This window comes from Dokdonia pacifica (genome assembly GCF_900188275.1).
In the GTDB taxonomy this organism is placed as follows: Bacteria; Bacteroidota; Bacteroidia; order Flavobacteriales; family Flavobacteriaceae; genus Dokdonia; species Dokdonia pacifica.
On sequence record NZ_FZNY01000001.1, the window covers coordinates 514,867 to 532,587 of the forward strand.

Below are 17,721 nucleotides of genomic sequence, written 5' to 3' on the forward strand. Positions count from 1 at the left end.
GATAAGCAACGGATTAAAAAAAGTATCTGCTTTCAAGGAACGTAGTGACGCAGAAGTTTATACTGAGCATAGTCGAAGTGCAAAATCGAGCTTGCGAGACCTGCCAGCAGGCAGGTTCACGACCAGAGGGAGAGTGAAACGGTAAAGCGTACTAATTCAATTTATAATGCACCGCATTCTCCTCCAAAGCATCTAGTAAATCTTGAGTTATATTTACTTTTTGCTTCTTACTAGGCATACGGACATATAATTTCTCTTTAGGTTCAAATACCTGAAAGTGTAATTTATTATCTCCTTTATGTTGATCTAAAATGGTTTTTATCTCTTGAACCCGTGCTTCTGCAATCTCATTAATATCGATATTGATCGTCAATTTTTTAGCATAGGTATCCATTACATCCTGTAATTGTTGGATATTATTAAATTGCGTACGCGGATCACTTCTTCTCCCCGTATCTCTATTTACAAATCCTTCACGTATAAAAACCTTGGCATGAACAAACGTATTAGGAATCAAAAAGTGGCGTAATTTTAAATACTCTTCTCCAAACATTCTAAACTCAAAAGAATCCATAAAATCCTCTATCGTAAATGCGGCCCATCCTTTTCCATTTTTAGAAATACGATGCTGTACATCTGTAATCACTCCTCCAAAGGTAAGCTCACGATTTACATAGGCTTCCATATTGTTAAAATGAGATACTGTTGCATTACAGAAGGTTTCCATTTCTGTTTTAAAATCATCTAATGGATGTCCAGAAATATAAACCCCTACTACTTCTTTTTCTCTACGAAGTTTTTCCATAGTTCCCCATTCTTCACAAGGGGGTACAACAGGTTCTGGAATTTGTACTTCACTTGCTTCTCCAAACAAGCTTACTTGCGCACTATTTTCGTTTTCCTGATGGCGTGCTCCATATTTTACAGCTTTTTCCAAGAAAGTAATACCATCACCTTCATCATGGAAGAACTGTGCACGATGTGTCTCTCCTAATTCATCAAACCCGCCAGCTAGTGCTAAACTCTCAAAGGCTTTTTTATTGGCTGCACGTAAATCAATACGACGTGCAAAATCAAATACAGATTTGTATTTACTTTCTTTTCTATGCTCTACAATAGTTGCTACAGCTCCTGTTCCTACTCCTTTTACAGCTCCCATTCCAAACCGAATCGCTCCGTTATCATTTACCGTAAACTTTCTAAAGGATTCATTTACATCTGGTCCTAACACCTCAAGCCCCATACGTTTACACTCTTCCATAAAGAACGTAACTTGCTTGATGTCATTCATATTATTAGAAAGTACCGCTGCCAGATATTCAGCTGGATAATGCGCTTTTAAATAGGCTGTTTGATAGGCAATCCAAGCATAACACGTAGAGTGTGATTTATTAAATGCATAGGCTGCAAAAGCTTCCCAATCTTTCCAGATTTTTTCTAGTTTTTCGGCGTCATGCCCTTTGGCGGAAGCCTGCTCAATAAACTTAGGCTTCATCTTATCCAGTACCGCAATTTGTTTTTTACCCATCGCCTTACGAAGGACATCGGCTTCACCTTTGGTAAAATCGGCAAGCTTCTGAGAGAGAAGCATCACCTGCTCTTGATAGACCGTAATCCCATAGGTTTCTTTCAAGTATTCTTCCATGGCTGGAAGGTCATACTCAATATCTTCTTCCCCGTGTTTACGACGAACGAATGACGGAATATATTCCATCGGTCCAGGGCGATACAAGGCATTCATTGCAATCAAATCTTCAAAAACGGTAGGTTTTAAAGACTGCATGTGTTTTTGCATTCCGGGAGATTCATATTGGAAGATCCCTACCGTATCTCCTCGCTGAAATAACTCATAGGTTTTCTCATCATCCAACGGAAAATTTTCTGGATCGAGGTCTACATCATGTCGATACTTTACTAATTTAACGGTATCCTTAATCAGTGTTAAGGTTTTAAGACCTAAGAAATCCATCTTTAGAAGTCCCGCTTCCTCAACAACCGAGTTATCAAACTGTGTTACATATAAATCAGAATCTTTTGCGGTAGCTACAGGAACAAACTTGGTAATATCATCTGGTGTAATAATCACCCCACACGCATGAATTCCCGTGTTACGCATAGAGCCTTCTAGTTCTTTTGCTTTGCGCAACATTCTTCCTTCCAGATCATTTCCTTCAGAAAGATTAATAAGCTCATTTACTTTCACCAAATCATCGGCTCTGAACTTCGCTCTAAGCTCCTGCTCACTTTTCCCTATAATCTTATTAAGCTTAGACATATTAGGAATCAACTTTGCAATACGATCTGCATCTCCTAATGGTAAATCTAATGCTCTTGAGGTATCACGTATAGATGACTTAGCTGCCATGGTTCCATAAGTAATGATTTGTGCTACCTGATTAGCTCCATACTTATCAATTACATATTGCATCACACGGCCACGTCCTTCATCATCAAAATCAATATCAATATCGGGCATACTTACACGATCCGGATTTAGGAATCTCTCAAAAAGCAGATCGTACTTCATCGGATCGATATTTGTGATCCAAAGGCAATACGCAACCACACTTCCTGCAGCCGATCCACGTCCAGGACCTACCGACACATCCATATTTCGTGCTTCCCGTATAAAATCCTCCACAATCAAGAAGTACCCAGGATACCCTGTCTTTTCAATAACATCTAGTTCAAAATCTAAACGCTCTACCACTTCTTCAGAAAGGGGTTCTCCGTATCGTTTTTTAGCACCTTCATACGTAAGGTGTCTTAAGAATTTATTCTCTCCTCGCTTACCGCCATCTATTTTATCTTCTTCACTCTGGAATTCTTCAGGGATATCAAACGCAGGTAAGAGGACATCACGAGCCAATTCAAAAGGAGTTACTTTATCAATAACTTCTTGCACATTGAGAATGGCTTCTGGAAGATCATTAAAAAGTGCTTTCATCTCATCGGCACTTTTAAAATAATATTCGTCATTAGGTAATCCATAACGATACCCACGACCACGGCCTTTAGGTGTCGCTACTTTTTCTCCATCTTTTACACATAGTAAAATATCATGTGCCTCGGCATCCTCCTTATCTACATAAAATGTATTATTAGACGCTATTAATTTAATGTTATGCTTTCGCGAAAGCGTAACCAGCACGGGCATTACTCTATCCTCATCTTCTTGCCCATGTCGCATGAGCTCTACATACAAATCGTCACCAAATTCTTCTTTCCACCAAACCAATGCTTCTTCTGCCTGCTTCTCTCCTACATTTAGAATCTTACTTGGCACTTCCCCATAGAGATTCCCTGTGAGTACAATAACATCTTCCTTGTATTGTTCTATCACTTTTTTATCAATACGAGGCACATAATAAAATCCATCGGTATAAGCGATTGATGCCATTTTTGCCAGATTATGATATCCGTTTTTATTTTTGGCAAGCATCACAATTTGATACCCGTTATCTTTTTGATTTTTATTGGTATGATCTACACAAACATTAAATTCACAACCTACAATAGGTTTTAAAGTTTTTGTTTCTGGCTCATTCCCTTCGGCTATCGCTGCTTCATTTTTAGCTTTAACACCTTTATTATAATTTTTGACTGCTTTCACAAAATGGAAAGCTCCCATCATGTTTCCCGTATCTGTCATTGCTACAGCAGGCATATTGTATTTTGCTGCGGCATCTACTAAGTTTTGAATATTGGTAGTAGATTGTAGGATCGAGAATTGCGTATGGTTATGAAGATGTGCAAAGGCTGCTTCTGCCATTTGCGCTTCATTATCTGCAATTTCTGTTTTAGATATCTCTGGCGCTTCGTCTTTTTGAAGTGCTTTACGAATTCTATCGGAAGCCTTCTTAAGATTGATGTGTTTAAGTCCTATAAATTGAATAGGTTGTGGATTACTTTCTGAGAATTTCTCAAAGTAATCAGGTTGCACATCTAACTCCTCCTGTGTGAAAATTCTTTTACGTATAAGTTCAAAGAAACAACGTGTGGTTGCCTCTACATCGGCTGTTGCGTTATGTGCTTCTCCAAAAGGTTCTCCAAATAGGAATTTATGTAACTCGGTAAGTGTAGGCAGTTTAAATTTCCCTCCTCTACCACCAGGAATTTGGCATAATTGCGCTGTTATCTCTGTACACGTATCTAGCACAGGCAATTCTTGAAGATCATTAGGAAGTGCTTGTCTATGAAACTCAGCTCCCATAATATTTACGTCAAACCCTACATTTTGACCTACAACATATTTTGTTTTTGATAACGCAATATTAAACTTCTCTAATACTTCTTGCAATGGGATACCATCCTGAGCAGCAAGCTCTGTAGAAATACCATGAATACGTTCTGCATCATATGGAATATCAAATCCATCTGGTTTGATCAAATAATCTTGATGCTCTATGACATTACCCATTTCATCATGTAACTGCCAAGCAATTTGTATCGCTCTTGGCCAGTTACCAGAGTCCGTAATAGGGGCATTCCAGTTTTTAGGTAATCCAGTAGTTTCAGTATCAAAAATCAGGTACATACGTATGCGTATTTATAACAAAGAAATGTACTAAAAATCTTCAGATAGCATCGTATTTTTTATCAATGAGTTATTAAATGTTATACACTAAAAAAGGGCTTCGATATGAAGCCCTTTTTTAAATTATTTTATACTTGTATACTAGTAGCTTACAGAGAATTCTCCATCAGTAATTGAAAACCCATCTGCTTCAAAAACAAACTCTCCTGATACTTCATCTGCATCTGTATCGTTTGAAACGATAGTCAAAGTACCTGATTGCGCTTCTAAAACAGTACTATCACCTAATAAAATATAAGATGCAGTAAAATCTGTACCTGGAGCAATATCGTACGTTCCAGGAGGTGTATCTGGAGGAAATAACACAGATATAGATGCCTGCTGTGTTTGTCCAGCTACTGTTAATCTATTTCCAAGAAGTGCTGTAATAATAGTTGGATTAAATATCACTGAATTTACTCTCGCCGTAAATGAGTCGTTTGTATTCATATCTGGAGTATCTCCTAACTCAGAAAGAATAGGAATCCCAAACATAAAACCTTGACTTAAGGTAATCGTATCTTGAATTCCGTTACGTAATGCTGTAAAATTAAAGGTTCCAGAAACGGTGTTATCTCCATTAATCTGGTAATTTACTTGTCCATTTGCATTTGTAGATGCTGTAGAAAACACATTTCCAAACTCATCTGTAAAAGAGGCAATATCTGTATTAGGACTTTCTCCTCCTAATTCAACTTGTGTTTGATTCAGGGAGTTAATTAATATATTCAAGGTTTCTGTAGCAGAATTTCCTTGTATAAGAAGACTTCCGTTATCGTTAAAAACGGCTCTACTATCTGCAGATCTAAAAAGAATGCTATCTTTCACAGCCTGAAATGCAGGGCTGTTATCTTGAATCTCATTAGAACATGAAAAGGCAAATAGTGACAATAGTAGGATAGGTAATAAGCGTTTCATAATGACATAAATAGGTTTAGTGGCAAATGTACTATAAAAAAGTAAATAACGTAATGTAGGCTAAAAAATTGTGTTATCTTTGCACGCCTAATTAAATCTGAGGTCGGGTACCTCAAAAATTAATTCAAATTATGTCAGTTAAAATTAGATTACAAAGACACGGTAAAAAAGGAAAGCCTTTTTACTGGATCGTAGCGGCAGATGCTCGCTCAAAAAGAGATGGTAAATTCTTAGAAAAATTAGGAGTTTATAATCCAACTACAAATCCTGCAACTATCGAATTAGATGTAGATGGATCTGTAAAATGGTTACAGAATGGTGCACAACCTACTGAAACTGCTAAGCGTCTTCTTTCTTATAAAGGAGCAATGCTTAAAAACCACTTAGTTGGTGGGGTGCGTAAAGGTGCTCTTACAGAAGAACAAGCTGAAGAAAAATTCAATGCTTGGGTTGAAGAAAAAGCAGCAAAGATTGCTTCTAAAGAAGGAGATCTTTCTAAAGCAGCAGCACAAGCAAAAGCAGAAGCTCTTAAGGCTGAGCAAGCTGTAAATGAAGCGCGTATTGCAGCGGCACAACCTGAGCCAGAAGTAGTAGCAGATGCAGAAGATGCACCCGCTGAAGCTACTGAGGCAGCAGCAGACTCAGAAGAGTAACATTATATGTTTATACGATGAAGAAAGAAGAATGCTTCTATCTAGGTAAAATCGTACGAAAATATAGTTTCAAGGGGGAACTCCTAGCTAAGCTAGACACAGACGAACCCGAAATGTATACAAATTTGGAATCAGTATTCGTGGATTTTAACCCGAATCTGGTTCCTTTTTTTATAGAGTCTTCTCAATTACATAAATCTACACTTTTACGTTTTAAACTTGAAGACGTAGACACCGAAGAGGATGCAGAAGATCTTATAGGAGCCAACTTATATCTTCCTCTAGACATGCTTCCAAAACTTGATGGAGATAAATTTTACTTTCACGAAATTATAGGATATACGGCTATAGATGAAAGTTTTGGAGAAATTGGGGTTATCAAAAACATTAATGACACTACCTCTCAAGCTATTTTTGAAATAGAGCGAGATGGCAAAGAAGTACTCATTCCTATGATTGATGACTTTATTAAAAAATTAGATCGTGATAAAAAAACGATCCTTCTCCAAGTTCCCGATGGGCTTATCGATTTGTATTTATAATTCTTTTACCATTACGTTTTTACAACTATTGACACTAACACTTATCTTTGAATAGAATATAAGTTATGAGAGTCTTTTTTTTATGTATTGTATTTCTATCCTTTTTGACAATTAGCTGCAAAGTTAAATCTGAAGGATTCAAAGAATGCGATATAGAAACACTAATGAATAAGAAGAAATACTCCAGAATAGGAACTTATAAAGTTTCTATTCCAGATTCTATCACCCGCGATGAACAAATAACACAATTAGCTTTTCATTGCATCTATATTCAAGCAATACCAAAAGTGATTTATGATGAATTTGGTTTATGGTCTAGAACTTTACAAATTGAAAATCACAAAGACCCCATTCTTATCTGGGATTCGGTAAATATAGAAGGTATCGCAAAAAATATTACATTAATAAGTGGTTATCACTTACATAGAAAAAAACCTGTTACCGATATCATCATTTTAGATAAACACGGAAAAGATCTTCTTAAAGAAACTTCAAATCAAAGAACATCATTAATCTCTTATTTCGGCAAATTATTACGCGAAAGCAAAATAAACAATAATGATTTCTTCATTAAATACGACAACTCATTTCCAAAAGCATCTAATTAAATAGCATTTTCATGGCACAAAAGCCTTTTCAATTCAAGCAATTTACAGTCACACAAGATCGATGTGCTGCAAAAATAGGCACTGATGGTGTATTATTAGGCGCTTGGACTTCTATAGACCATACTCCCGGATCTATTTTAGATATCGGAACAGGAACAGGCGTTATAGCATTAATGCTTGCGCAACGTAGTTTTGCCGAAACCATAGATGCGTTAGAGCTTGACGATGATGCCTATGAGCAAGCCACAGAAAATTTTGAAAATAGCGATTGGGGAGATAGACTATTTTGCTATCACGCGCATCTGTATGAGTTTGCTACCGAAATAGATGACACCTACGATCTTATTGTAAGCAATCCTCCTTTTTACGAAGCTGCTGCTGCACCTGAAGGTGATAATGAATTAGCTGCATCTCGAAAAAAAGCACGATTTGAAGATGCGATGCCTTTTGAATTATTAATTGGTGCTGTCTCCAAACTACTTTCGGAAACAGGAACATTTAATGTCATCATTCCACATCATAGGGAAGAGGATTTTATTGCGCTGGCTTCACAAGCACATTTGTTTCCTACACGTATTACGCATGTAAAAGGAACTCCTGATAGCCCCATCAAAAGAAGCATGATTGCGTTTCAACGTTTAGAACAAATACCTCATGATATAGAAGGGGGCTTTATACGCTTTCGCGAAAGCGTACTCCCGCAAGAACTTATTATAGAATATGGACGTCATGAGTATACAGATGCTTATACTGAATTAGTAAAAGATTTTTACTTAAAAATGTAGAGGTGATATTGGGGCATAGAAAACGTTTTCGTTACATTTGTGCCTACTAAAATTAAAACCATGCGACCAGATCTTTTTGAAGCGCCAGATTACTACAATCTTGACGATCTTTTAACCGAAGAACACAAACTAATACGTGATGCTGCTCGTGCTTGGGTAAAGCGCGATGTATCTCCTATTATAGAAGAAGCAGCTCAAAATGCAACATTTCCAAAATCTATCATTCCAGGACTAGCAGAAATAGGTGCTTTTGGCCCTTATATTCCTGAAGAATATGGTGGTGCAGGACTTGATCAAATCTCTTATGGGTTGATCATGCAAGAGATCGAAAGGGGAGACTCTGGTGTACGATCTACGGCTTCTGTACAGTCTTCTCTTGTGATGTATCCTATTTGGAAATACGGTACTGAAGAGCAACGTAAAAAATATTTGCCAAAACTTGCCAGTGGAGAATGGATGGGATCTTTTGGTCTTACCGAGCCTGATCATGGATCAAATCCAGGAGGAATGGTGACGCACTTTAAAGATATGGGAGATCACTACCTTTTAAATGGTGCAAAGCTTTGGATCTCTAACTCACCTTTCTGTAATGTAGCTGTCGTTTGGGCGAAAAATGAAGAAGGGCGTATACATGGACTTATTGTTGAGCGCGGTATGAAAGGTTTTTCTACACCAGAAACGCATAACAAATGGTCACTACGTGCAAGTGCAACGGGAGAGTTGATCTTTCAAGATGTAAAGGTTCCTAAAGAGAATTTATTACCAAACAAATCAGGATTGGGCGCTCCATTAGGATGTCTGGATTCTGCTCGTTTTGGTATTGCTTGGGGAGCGATAGGTGCTGCTATGGACTGTTATGATACGGCTTTGCGTTATGCAAAAGAGCGTATTCAATTTGGAAAACCTATTGCCGCATTCCAATTACAACAAAAGAAACTTGCTGAAATGATCACAGAAATCACAAAGGCACAATTATTAGCATTTCGTTTAGGGCAACTTAAAAATGAAGGTCATGCTACGTCTGCACAGATTTCTATGGCAAAGCGTAACAATGTCGATATGGCTATAAAAATTGCTCGTGAAGCTCGTCAAATCTTAGGAGGAATGGGTATCACTGGTGAGTATAGCATCATGAGACATATGATGAATTTAGAAAGTGTGATTACGTATGAAGGAACACATGATATTCACCTCCTCATTACAGGATTGGATATTACAGGTGAAAATGCTTTTAAGTAAAAAAGAGTTATATATTTAAAAAGGCTGCATCTGTTTAGATGCAGCCTTTTTTCTTTTATAAATACTCTTGTTGTTTCTTCTCTACGAGCTCCATTTGAGCTTTACGCATATCTGCCACCATACGCATTACTTTATTTTGTCTATACACAAAAAATGCAATAAGGGACACCCCAACAATAGAACATAGCACATAAATAAGCATCCTTCTCTTTTTAGCTTTCTGCGTTTCTTCTTTATCTATTTCTTGTTGCTTCTTATTTTTCTCTAGTACAGATTCAAAGGCATGGATATATCCTATACGGGATAATGCTGTTTTCTTATTAATATCATTAAGACTATCTACAAGTACCAGCGCATTCTTACTATAATCTAATGCCATTTCTTTATCACCAGAAGCCAAATACACATCCGAAAGCAACTTTAGTGTTTTTGATTTAACACTAATATCATTTTCATTCTCAGCTAGAGTAACTGCTTTCTGAAAACATAAAATGGCGTTTTGATTATCTCCTAACTTATACAATAGTTTTCCTTTAAAATAATGCGCCATCATAGGAACACTATCAGGGTCAAAAAAAGAAAAAGCTTTGCTGATCTGTCTTTCGGAAGAGGCATAATCATCAAGCATGTAATACACCTCACTTTTATATACATGATTTAATGCCTTCTGATAATCATTTTTGATTTTTTCGGCATACGTAATTCCTTTATCAAAAAAACTATTTGCAGTATCGTATTCCCCTTTTCTTATATACGTTTCTCCTAAGTTTTTATATATCAATGCTAGTAACTCAGATTCTTCTTCCTTGTCAATAAGGTTTTTCTTAACTGAATTAAAATATGTGATAGCCATATCATACTCTTCCATTTCTAAAAGGATTTCTCCTAAATTATAAATGGCATTTCTAAGCGTTATGGTATCTTTTTCATTAATGGCAAGTACTCTTGCTTTATCATAATAGATATATGCTTCGGCCGAATCTTTTAAACTATCTTTATTTATAGTTGCGATCTCTTGGAGTATAGAGAGTTTTTCCTTCCTATCACTCACCTTCTCTAAAGTAGCCTTTAGACTATCTAAATTATGGGTTTGACTATAAGTAGTCAACGCAAAGAAACTGCTTAAAAAAACACCTATTAAGATGCTTCTTTTACATATAGGGAAATCCATTATATTCAAACCTTAAAGGGATTAGTTTGTGATTGCTTAAGATACAAAATAAATAATTCTCAATAGAATACCTCTATTTTTATTAGCGGGAAGAATTGAAAAGAGTCTTATATATTCTAATTGTATATCAAGAAGAAAAATAAAGCCTATATGGTGGCACTTCGATAGTTTTTTTTGCATCTTTACGATATGAATTCTCGTAAGCGATTAGATAGGGCTTATAAAAATGCTAAAGTAATTCACTTTAGCAATGCCGATAAAATGATTTTCTTTTCGGATTGTCATCGAGGAGATAAAAGCTTTGCTGATGACTTTGCGCGTAATGAAAACATTTATTTTCACGCACTTACACATTACTACAGAGAAGGTTTTACATATTATGAACTAGGTGATGGTGATGAGTTGTGGGAAAACAATTCTTTTGAAAGCATTCTCAGAGCTCATAAAAATGTATATCATTTACTTCAGAAGTTTCACTTGGAGAATAGACTTCATTTGATATGGGGAAATCATGATATGGTTTATCGAGATCAGAAATACGTACAAAAACACCTTACTACATATTTTGATCCTAAAGATGGTAGGGAAGAGATTCTTTTTAGAGATTTAAAATACCAAGAAGCCATTGTTTTAAAACACTGTGACACATCGCAAGAATTGTTTTTATGTCATGGCCATCAAGCTGACTGGATGAATTATCATGGATGGCGAATCAACAGGTTTTTGGTGAGATTTTTATGGAAACCATTACAAATATTTGGTATCTCAGACCCTACAAGCCCTGCTAAAAATTACAAAGAGCTTATTAAGGTTGAGCGTCGTTTAAAAAAATGGATTACTGACAATAAAAACCTTATGACTATTGTTGGTCACACACATAGACCTCGTTTTCCAGAACCTGGAGATATTGCCTTTTTTAATGATGGAAGTTGCGTACACCCTAGAAGCATTACAGGAATAGAAATTGAAAATGGAGCTATTTCCTTAATAAAGTGGCATATTGACACACATAGCGATGGAACTCTAAGAGTAAGTCGTGTTTTACTGGAAGGACCAAAAAACCTAACTGAATATAAAACTGAGCCTTCCCAATAAAAAGACTCAGTTCTATAAATAGATCTTTACATTAGTCTTCAAATAATTTAATAGTATTCCCTTCGTCTTTTGCTGTTACAGTAATTAAAAGTTTCTTAATTCCCAGCTTATTTACTTTATACACTTTGGTTCCTATAGTCCAGCGTTCTTTCTTTACTGTGCCAGGCATCATTGGAAATCCATAACCAAAATGCCCGCCATCTTTTTTAGGTCCTTTTACCACAAAATGATTACGATTCCATGAGTTATTTTTAATTTTTATATCTATATACCTTCCTTTATCACTTCCTTTTGCAGATGTTGATTTTTTAACTTCTCTCTTTACATCACCCTTAAGTTCTTTAGGCTGTTTCACTAATTCTATACGTGCTTTTTTATCAAGCTTTCCATCAACAATTTGAGAGGCATTCACAATTGCCTTTCCATTTCCCCATATATTCACATAGGCTTCTTCAGTTTGCAAAGCAGTAGCATCTACAATTCCTGCTTCTCCAGAAATACGAGCATAATTTGTTGTACCACTAGCTTTAATAGTTCCTAAAATCGCTATAAGAGAGATTTCTTGATTTTGTATGTTTTTAAATAGTACAGTTTCATGCACGTCCACTTGCAAACGTTTTAATAGCGGTGCTCCTATCACAATCTTAATACCTTGAGAAGGTTGGATCCATTCTTTTTGGGTAAGTTTCATCGTTCCGTCTACAATTTCTGTATCGATAAGTGACAACAAATTACCATCTGTTGTTATCGTCATATTTGCTGTTGCATTTTGATCTATCTCAACATCGGCATATAAAGCCATTTCTAAGTCTGTAAGATTGTTTACAGGAATTGTTACGCTACTAATTTCTTTGTTACCTTTTACTTGTGCTATTGCAGTCATCCCGACCATCATAAGCAATACATATAATTTTTTCATTGTTTTGTTTTTTTGGTACGCTCCTGCCTGCCGGCAGGCAGGTTCGCGAAAGCGTATCGTTAATTATTTTGTTGTTTGTTTTGCATCTGGGTTATCAAAAACGCCTTCATACATTAAGGTTTCTGGTTTGTATTCAAAATGAAGTGCTCTATTGTTTTTTCCTGAAAGCTCATATACTCCATTATGCACAAACTTAAATTCTACAGTACTAACAGCTGTAGTTTGTGACACCGTTAGTTCATAAATCCCATCATTATTGGTATCTGTAAGGGGTAGTATTTCTTTCCAAGGTGGGTTTGTAAATTCTCCTTTTACACCCACTTGAGAGACTGGCTCTATATTTGTCATATCTACTTTAAAAGTGACTGTTTTAAGATGTTCTTCTTGCACACAACTCGCTAAAGAAATAAGCGCAAGGCACATGATAATTGTTTTATACATTCTCATAAGTATTAGTTTAGTTTTTTAGAAATTAAATAGTCTATCCCGAAACGCCCCGATCCTAAATAAGTGTGATAGATTGCAATCCACAGGAATCCCATTGCAGGTAGCATTGCCCAAGTACCTTGCGCCCATTTTTGCATAAAAATGGCGACAAGCATCGTACACATAATTAAGAAGGATGCAATTCTTGTTTTAAATCCAAAGGCTAGAAAAATACCTCCTACAGCTTCACTAAAAGCTCCCATCCAAGCAAAGAAAACTGGCATTAAAGCAAAGATGCCTCCATATTCGGCTACGTCTTTTGGAAACCAAGCTGACACTTCAAAAAGAGATAAGTTTTGTCCATCAGGAGTCCAAGGCATTCCAAACTTACTTGAACCGAAATCTATAGAGAGTAGTATTCCACATATAAAGCGTACGCAAGCAAATGTGAGATCTGCAAACCAATGCTTTTGTGTGATAGGCGTGATTATTATATTGATTATTTTTTTCATAACGATTGTTATTTTGATTCGATAGGTCAAAAGTGCAACCGATAGTTATTTCTCACGCTTCAAAACGTAGTAAGACGTCTCAAATACGATTTGAGTCGTCTTATTTTGTATTTCAAAATAGCATATGATTAACGTAAATACCTTAATTAAAGCGATTTAAGGTATTCTGTAGGAGAAGTTTGAGTAAGTTTCTTAAAAACACGATTAAATGTAGCTTTGCTGTTAAAACCACACTCAAGTGCAATACCTAGTAATGATAATTGCTCTTGTTTTCCTTGCTTTAGCATTTGTTTTACTGCTTCTACGCGATAGGTATTCACAAAATCATTAAAGTTTTTTCCAAAGCCTTCATTAACCACTTCAGATAATTGGGAACGAGACATCTTTAGCTTTCGCGAAAGCGTAATTAAATTTAAATCAGGATCTAAATAGGGTTTGTCTTGATCAAAATAATCGCTAACCATTTGTTTATTTCCGATTAACTCTTCAGAAAGCGGACGTTTACTATCTGCAGGGATGGAATTAAAAACCACTGCTGTATTTTCATTAAAATCTAAGCCTTTAAGCTTATCTGTATTGGTAATATATCCTTTTATTCCTATATAAATAATTGCAAGCGCATTGAGAAACTGCAACCACCATTTCTGAATCCAACTTAATTCTGTAATGGCTATATCTACCAATGTCTGACCTATATCATATACAAATAAGACAGTATATATCAATAAAAAATTACGAATCCAATTAAGTTCTAAGGCATACGTGTTTGAAAAATATTGTTGGATATTTTTACGATACGTTACATATAACTGTAATGTCAAGACGATATATACCACCATTTGAATGTAAGAAAACAAAGACTGAAATGGGTCTACATATTTCCATTGGAAGTTCTGGACTAAATATCCATTTTGTGTTTCAGAAAACCCTGGCTGATTAGCGTCATATATAAGAATGATGACTTTAATTAAAAAATAAATAATACCTGGTACAAAATGCCATAGGTGTTGTTTTTTAAATCTAAAATCAGAAACTGTAATACTCTTTACATAAAAATAAATAAGAGGAATGACGATGAGTCCGAAGTTAACTAGATAATAGTTGATTTTTGTATTCCGATACGTATCATACCAATCCATAAATCCTATGGTATAGGTAGTGCGGTGGTAACAAGTGATAAGTAGAATAAATGCTAGAATCAAGTATGATATACTCTTTTGCTTCTTGTACTTCCCAAATAGCAAAAAGGCAAAAATGAGTCCTTGAATCACCAAAATGAGAAGTGGTGTACTAAACAAGTTAAAATTAGGAAATTCTATAAGGAAGTTGGTCAACACTATTCAAAGTTATAAAAATCTTTGATATAGCTGTGATTATATTTATTCTCCATTTTGTGAACTACGCTCCTCGAGTTCTCTACCCACAAGTTTTGTTTGAATATCATGAACTTCCTGCGTCATTTTTACTACTTTGATTTGCCTGGATATTAAGAAGACAAGCAGTACAATTCCAATAGCGACTAGTACATAAATAATATTCATATACTTTTCTTTTTGCTTCATACGAGTAATAGCCTCTTCTTTACTTCGTATATCTGCATTTAACTTTAGCATCTCAATGACATGCTCATCTTTAGCAACGCTCAGACTATCTTCATACATTACAAAGCGTTTATAATGTAGTAATGCGTCTTTGTAATTTTCTTTACTACTTTCTATACGGTAAAGTAAATCTGAAGCTTCAGAAATACTTTTAATATCATTTTCTTTTTGAGCAAGAGACAGGCCTTTTTCTGCCTCTATCATTGCGCTATCTGCATTTTGTAATGCAAATAATGTATTACCGCTTGAAATGTTTAAAGAAGGGAATGCTAATCCTTTTTTCTTTGCTATTTTTTTAGCAAGGTCTAAATGCTTTTTTGCATCTATATATTTTTCGATTTTGTATTCTGTCTCCCCAAGATTAGCATAATCTATAGCCATACCAAGACTATCTTTATTTTGGGTTGATATCTCTATGGCTTTATTAAAAAAAACAATTGCCTTATCGTATTTTTCTTCTGTAAAATACAAGGCAGCAATACTACTGTTTATGACACTAATACTCTGGGAATCTTTGAGCCTTTCAAAGATGAATAACGCTTTTAAGTAATTTTCAATGGCTAGATTGGTTTCTCCTGTTTCTGTAAGAATTAGACCAAAATTAAATAAGGCTCTTCCTTCTTTATCAGGAAGACTGTACTCTTTTGCTATTTGATATGCTTTTTCATTGTAGTAATAGGCGCTATCGTTATACAATTGGGAGGTATAAAAAGAAATCGCAATTTCATTGTATAGATTTGTTTTTTCTATAGGATATTCTATCTCCTCTAGAAGCAACTTTAAACTATCAACTTTTGATTCTTGAGCTATAGAAGCGTGTAAAGTAAATAGCATAAATGCAAGTATGCATTTATATACTGTATTCATAGTTTGGGGCTGTTAATGGTTTTAAATATACAAAATGTATTTAAACCTCCTAAAATCACAGAATTAAACCAGTATCAGGCACTTGACATTTACATTTTGTCTATATTAAAATGCATTTTATCTATATTAAAAAAACTAGTAAATTATCTTGATTAACTTTCTGGAGCCAAACGTACTTTAAGGCCATCTAATGCAGGATGCATATGTATCTGACAGCCAAGTCGGCTATTATCTTCTACATAAAAAGCTTCGGCAAGCATCGCATCTTCATCGTCAGATATTTCTGGGAGTTCATGATCACTCTCTACATAGCATTGACAGGAAGCACACATGGCCATCCCTCCACAAACACCAATAGTTCCTTCTGGTGCTAGTTCGTAAGAACGTACAATTTCCATAAGATTCATATTCATATCTGTAGGCGCTTCTACAGTATGTGTAGTGCCCTCTCTATCTGTAATATGTATGGTAATGTCTGACATTTAAAATCTCATTAAACTTATCGCCCCAAAAATAATTAACAATACAATATAAAGTATCATCAAAAAGATACCGAAGTACAAAAACTTTGTAAGAGTTCCTTTTGCTTTAACTTTCTTTTTATACATCTCTGTTTTTGAAAGTGCTAGATGAAGAAAAAAACCTCCAACAATTACAATGACAAAGAAGCCTATAATACTGGCCGTACTAACTCTAACATCTGTAATAATTTGATCCATTACTCTATCGCTTTAACAACCGCCTTGGGTGCCTCTTTTTTACTTCCATCAAATCCTGTAACACCGCCTACTGTTGTATATTTCATTACATAGCGTTTATCTGGGAAGATACGTTGGTATGCACTTTGACACATGAGTGTAGCTTCATGAAAACCACAAAGAATTAGTTTTAATTTTCCTGGATAGGTATTTACATCGCCAATTGCATATATGCCGGGAATATTGGTTTGGTAATCGAGGCTATTATTTACTTTGATTGCATTTTTCTCTATCTCAAGTCCCCAATCTGCTATAGGTCCTAGTTTAGGTGCCAATCCAAACAACGGAATAAAATGATCTACTTCAATTTCTTTTTCTTCCTCACCTCTTTTTACCTTGACACTCTCTAAATGATCATTTCCTGAAAGTGCTGTAATTTCGGCAGGCGTAATCAAAGTAATCTTTCCTTGGTTTTTTAACTCTTGTACTTTCTCTACGCTATCTAGTGCTCCTCTAAACTCATTACGACGATGCACTAAAGTAACTTCACTAGCTACATCTGATAAGAAAATACTCCAATCTAATGCACTATCACCACCACCAGCAATAATGACTCTTTTATTTCTATAAATTTCTGGATCTCTAATAATATACTCTACTCCTTTATCTTCAAACTGAGTAATATTCTCTAAGATAGGTTTACGTGGTTCAAAACTTCCTAATCCTCCTGCAATAGCAACAATAGGTGCGTGATGTTTTGTTCCTTTATTTGTGGTAACAATAAAGGTATCGTCTTCTTGTTTTTCTATGGTTTGTGCACGTTCTCCTAATGTAAATCCTGGTTGAAAAGGTTCGATCTGTTTCATCAGATTGTCTACCAAATCTCCTGCTAGCACTTCTGGAAATGCAGGAATATCATAAATAGGTTTTTTAGGATAAATTTCTGAACACTGCCCTCCCGGTTGTGGTAAGGCGTCTATAAGGTGGCATTTTAATTTTAAAAGCCCTGCTTCAAAAACAGCAAAAAGTCCTGTTGGGCCTGCTCCTATAATGAGTATATCTGTTGTAATCATTGATTCTTGTTAAGTACGCTTTCGCGAAAGCGAATTTA

General features: G+C 35.6%; 17 protein-coding genes. 6 read left to right on the forward strand and 11 right to left on the reverse strand.

What is annotated here, in order from left to right; all coding sequences use genetic code 11:
* Nucleotides 1-151: 151 nt before the first annotated feature.
* Together dnaE and CHB80_RS02380 are read right to left on the reverse strand one after the other, a co-directional pair.
* A complete protein-coding gene (gene dnaE, locus CHB80_RS02375) occupies nucleotides 152-4,537 on the reverse strand; it encodes a DNA polymerase III subunit alpha (protein WP_089369823.1) in 4,386 nt (1,461 codons plus the stop codon).
* A 141-nt stretch (nucleotides 4,538-4,678) separates the two neighbouring features.
* Nucleotides 4,679-5,494, reverse strand: a complete 816-nt coding sequence (locus CHB80_RS02380) for a DUF6252 family protein (protein ID WP_089369824.1) — start codon at nucleotides 5,492-5,494, stop codon at nucleotides 4,679-4,681.
* Nucleotides 5,495-5,625: 131 nt separating this feature from the next.
* Between CHB80_RS02380 and CHB80_RS02385 the strand changes: the two genes are divergently transcribed.
* From CHB80_RS02385 to CHB80_RS02405, 5 genes are all read left to right on the forward strand, one after another.
* Nucleotides 5,626-6,147 carry a 30S ribosomal protein S16 gene (locus CHB80_RS02385; RefSeq protein ID WP_089369825.1) on the forward strand — a complete coding sequence of 174 codons (522 nt, stop codon included), beginning with the start codon at nucleotides 5,626-5,628 and terminating at the stop codon, nucleotides 6,145-6,147.
* A gap of 17 nt (nucleotides 6,148-6,164) precedes the next feature.
* Nucleotides 6,165-6,689 (forward strand): ribosome maturation factor RimM, encoded by a 525-nt coding sequence (gene rimM / locus CHB80_RS02390; protein WP_089369826.1) that lies wholly within the window; start codon nucleotides 6,165-6,167, stop codon nucleotides 6,687-6,689.
* A 164-nt stretch (nucleotides 6,690-6,853) separates the two neighbouring features.
* Nucleotides 6,854-7,297 (forward strand): hypothetical protein, encoded by a 444-nt coding sequence (locus CHB80_RS02395; RefSeq protein WP_089369827.1) that lies wholly within the window; start codon nucleotides 6,854-6,856, stop codon nucleotides 7,295-7,297.
* A gap of 11 nt (nucleotides 7,298-7,308) precedes the next feature.
* Nucleotides 7,309-8,082 (forward strand): tRNA1(Val) (adenine(37)-N6)-methyltransferase, encoded by a 774-nt coding sequence (locus CHB80_RS02400; RefSeq protein WP_089369828.1) that lies wholly within the window; start codon nucleotides 7,309-7,311, stop codon nucleotides 8,080-8,082.
* A 60-nt stretch (nucleotides 8,083-8,142) separates the two neighbouring features.
* Nucleotides 8,143-9,321 carry an acyl-CoA dehydrogenase family protein gene (locus CHB80_RS02405; RefSeq protein WP_089369829.1) on the forward strand — a complete coding sequence of 393 codons (1,179 nt, stop codon included), beginning with the start codon at nucleotides 8,143-8,145 and terminating at the stop codon, nucleotides 9,319-9,321.
* A gap of 55 nt (nucleotides 9,322-9,376) precedes the next feature.
* On the opposite strand, the gene CHB80_RS02410 is transcribed toward CHB80_RS02405, so the two are convergent.
* Nucleotides 9,377-10,492: a tetratricopeptide repeat protein gene (locus CHB80_RS02410; protein WP_089369830.1), complete on the reverse strand. Its 1,116-nt coding sequence runs from the start codon at nucleotides 10,490-10,492 to the stop codon at nucleotides 9,377-9,379.
* A 189-nt stretch (nucleotides 10,493-10,681) separates the two neighbouring features.
* Here CHB80_RS02410 and CHB80_RS02415 point away from each other — a divergent pair, with 189 nt between their 5' ends.
* On the forward strand, nucleotides 10,682-11,587 hold the full coding sequence (locus tag CHB80_RS02415) for a metallophosphoesterase family protein (RefSeq protein WP_089370750.1): 906 nt from the start codon (nucleotides 10,682-10,684) through the stop codon (nucleotides 11,585-11,587).
* 31 nt (nucleotides 11,588-11,618) lie between these two features.
* On the opposite strand, the gene CHB80_RS02420 is transcribed toward CHB80_RS02415, so the two are convergent.
* The 8 genes from CHB80_RS02420 to CHB80_RS02455 form a co-directional block, all read right to left on the reverse strand.
* Nucleotides 11,619-12,506, reverse strand: coding sequence for a GIN domain-containing protein (locus CHB80_RS02420; RefSeq protein WP_089369831.1), 888 nt, complete (start codon nucleotides 12,504-12,506; stop codon nucleotides 11,619-11,621).
* Between the two features lie 63 nt (nucleotides 12,507-12,569).
* Nucleotides 12,570-12,953 (reverse strand): hypothetical protein, encoded by a 384-nt coding sequence (locus CHB80_RS02425; protein ID WP_143337030.1) that lies wholly within the window; start codon nucleotides 12,951-12,953, stop codon nucleotides 12,570-12,572.
* A gap of 5 nt (nucleotides 12,954-12,958) precedes the next feature.
* Nucleotides 12,959-13,444, reverse strand: coding sequence for a DoxX family protein (locus CHB80_RS02430; RefSeq protein ID WP_089369833.1), 486 nt, complete (start codon nucleotides 13,442-13,444; stop codon nucleotides 12,959-12,961).
* Between the two features lie 146 nt (nucleotides 13,445-13,590).
* Nucleotides 13,591-14,781 (reverse strand): helix-turn-helix domain-containing protein, encoded by a 1,191-nt coding sequence (locus tag CHB80_RS02435; protein WP_229746885.1) that lies wholly within the window; start codon nucleotides 14,779-14,781, stop codon nucleotides 13,591-13,593.
* A gap of 42 nt (nucleotides 14,782-14,823) precedes the next feature.
* Nucleotides 14,824-15,912: a tetratricopeptide repeat protein gene (locus tag CHB80_RS02440; protein ID WP_089369835.1), complete on the reverse strand. Its 1,089-nt coding sequence runs from the start codon at nucleotides 15,910-15,912 to the stop codon at nucleotides 14,824-14,826.
* A 152-nt stretch (nucleotides 15,913-16,064) separates the two neighbouring features.
* Nucleotides 16,065-16,394, reverse strand: a complete 330-nt coding sequence (locus CHB80_RS02445) for a 2Fe-2S iron-sulfur cluster-binding protein (RefSeq protein ID WP_089369836.1) — start codon at nucleotides 16,392-16,394, stop codon at nucleotides 16,065-16,067.
* Nucleotides 16,395-16,631 (reverse strand): hypothetical protein, encoded by a 237-nt coding sequence (locus CHB80_RS02450; protein WP_089369837.1) that lies wholly within the window; start codon nucleotides 16,629-16,631, stop codon nucleotides 16,395-16,397.
* On the reverse strand, nucleotides 16,631-17,683 hold the full coding sequence (locus tag CHB80_RS02455) for an NAD(P)/FAD-dependent oxidoreductase (protein WP_089369838.1): 1,053 nt from the start codon (nucleotides 17,681-17,683) through the stop codon (nucleotides 16,631-16,633). Before CHB80_RS02455 ends, CHB80_RS02450 begins: the two co-directional genes overlap by 1 nt.
* Between the last annotated feature and the right edge of the window lie 38 nt (nucleotides 17,684-17,721).

Excerpts from the sequence above, each read along its gene's own strand:
- dnaE (WP_089369823.1), bottom strand. The coding sequence starts at position 4,537 with ATGTACCTGATTTTTGATACTGAAACTACTGGATTACCTAAAAACTGG.
- CHB80_RS02380 (WP_089369824.1), bottom strand. The coding sequence starts at position 5,494 with ATGAAACGCTTATTACCTATCCTACTATTGTCACTATTTGCCTTTTCA.
- CHB80_RS02385 (WP_089369825.1), top strand. The coding sequence starts at position 5,626 with ATGTCAGTTAAAATTAGATTACAAAGACACGGTAAAAAAGGAAAGCCT.
- rimM (WP_089369826.1), top strand. The coding sequence starts at position 6,165 with ATGAAGAAAGAAGAATGCTTCTATCTAGGTAAAATCGTACGAAAATAT.
- CHB80_RS02395 (WP_089369827.1), top strand. The coding sequence starts at position 6,854 with ATGAATAAGAAGAAATACTCCAGAATAGGAACTTATAAAGTTTCTATT.
- CHB80_RS02400 (WP_089369828.1), top strand. The coding sequence starts at position 7,309 with ATGGCACAAAAGCCTTTTCAATTCAAGCAATTTACAGTCACACAAGAT.
- CHB80_RS02405 (WP_089369829.1), top strand. The coding sequence starts at position 8,143 with ATGCGACCAGATCTTTTTGAAGCGCCAGATTACTACAATCTTGACGAT.
- CHB80_RS02410 (WP_089369830.1), bottom strand. The coding sequence starts at position 10,492 with ATGGATTTCCCTATATGTAAAAGAAGCATCTTAATAGGTGTTTTTTTA.
- CHB80_RS02415 (WP_089370750.1), top strand. The coding sequence starts at position 10,682 with ATGAATTCTCGTAAGCGATTAGATAGGGCTTATAAAAATGCTAAAGTA.
- CHB80_RS02420 (WP_089369831.1), bottom strand. The coding sequence starts at position 12,506 with ATGAAAAAATTATATGTATTGCTTATGATGGTCGGGATGACTGCAATA.
- CHB80_RS02425 (WP_143337030.1), bottom strand. The coding sequence starts at position 12,953 with ATGAGAATGTATAAAACAATTATCATGTGCCTTGCGCTTATTTCTTTA.
- CHB80_RS02430 (WP_089369833.1), bottom strand. The coding sequence starts at position 13,444 with ATGAAAAAAATAATCAATATAATAATCACGCCTATCACACAAAAGCAT.
- CHB80_RS02440 (WP_089369835.1), bottom strand. The coding sequence starts at position 15,912 with ATGAATACAGTATATAAATGCATACTTGCATTTATGCTATTTACTTTA.
- CHB80_RS02445 (WP_089369836.1), bottom strand. The coding sequence starts at position 16,394 with ATGTCAGACATTACCATACATATTACAGATAGAGAGGGCACTACACAT.
- CHB80_RS02450 (WP_089369837.1), bottom strand. The coding sequence starts at position 16,631 with ATGGATCAAATTATTACAGATGTTAGAGTTAGTACGGCCAGTATTATA.
- CHB80_RS02455 (WP_089369838.1), bottom strand. The coding sequence starts at position 17,683 with ATGATTACAACAGATATACTCATTATAGGAGCAGGCCCAACAGGACTT.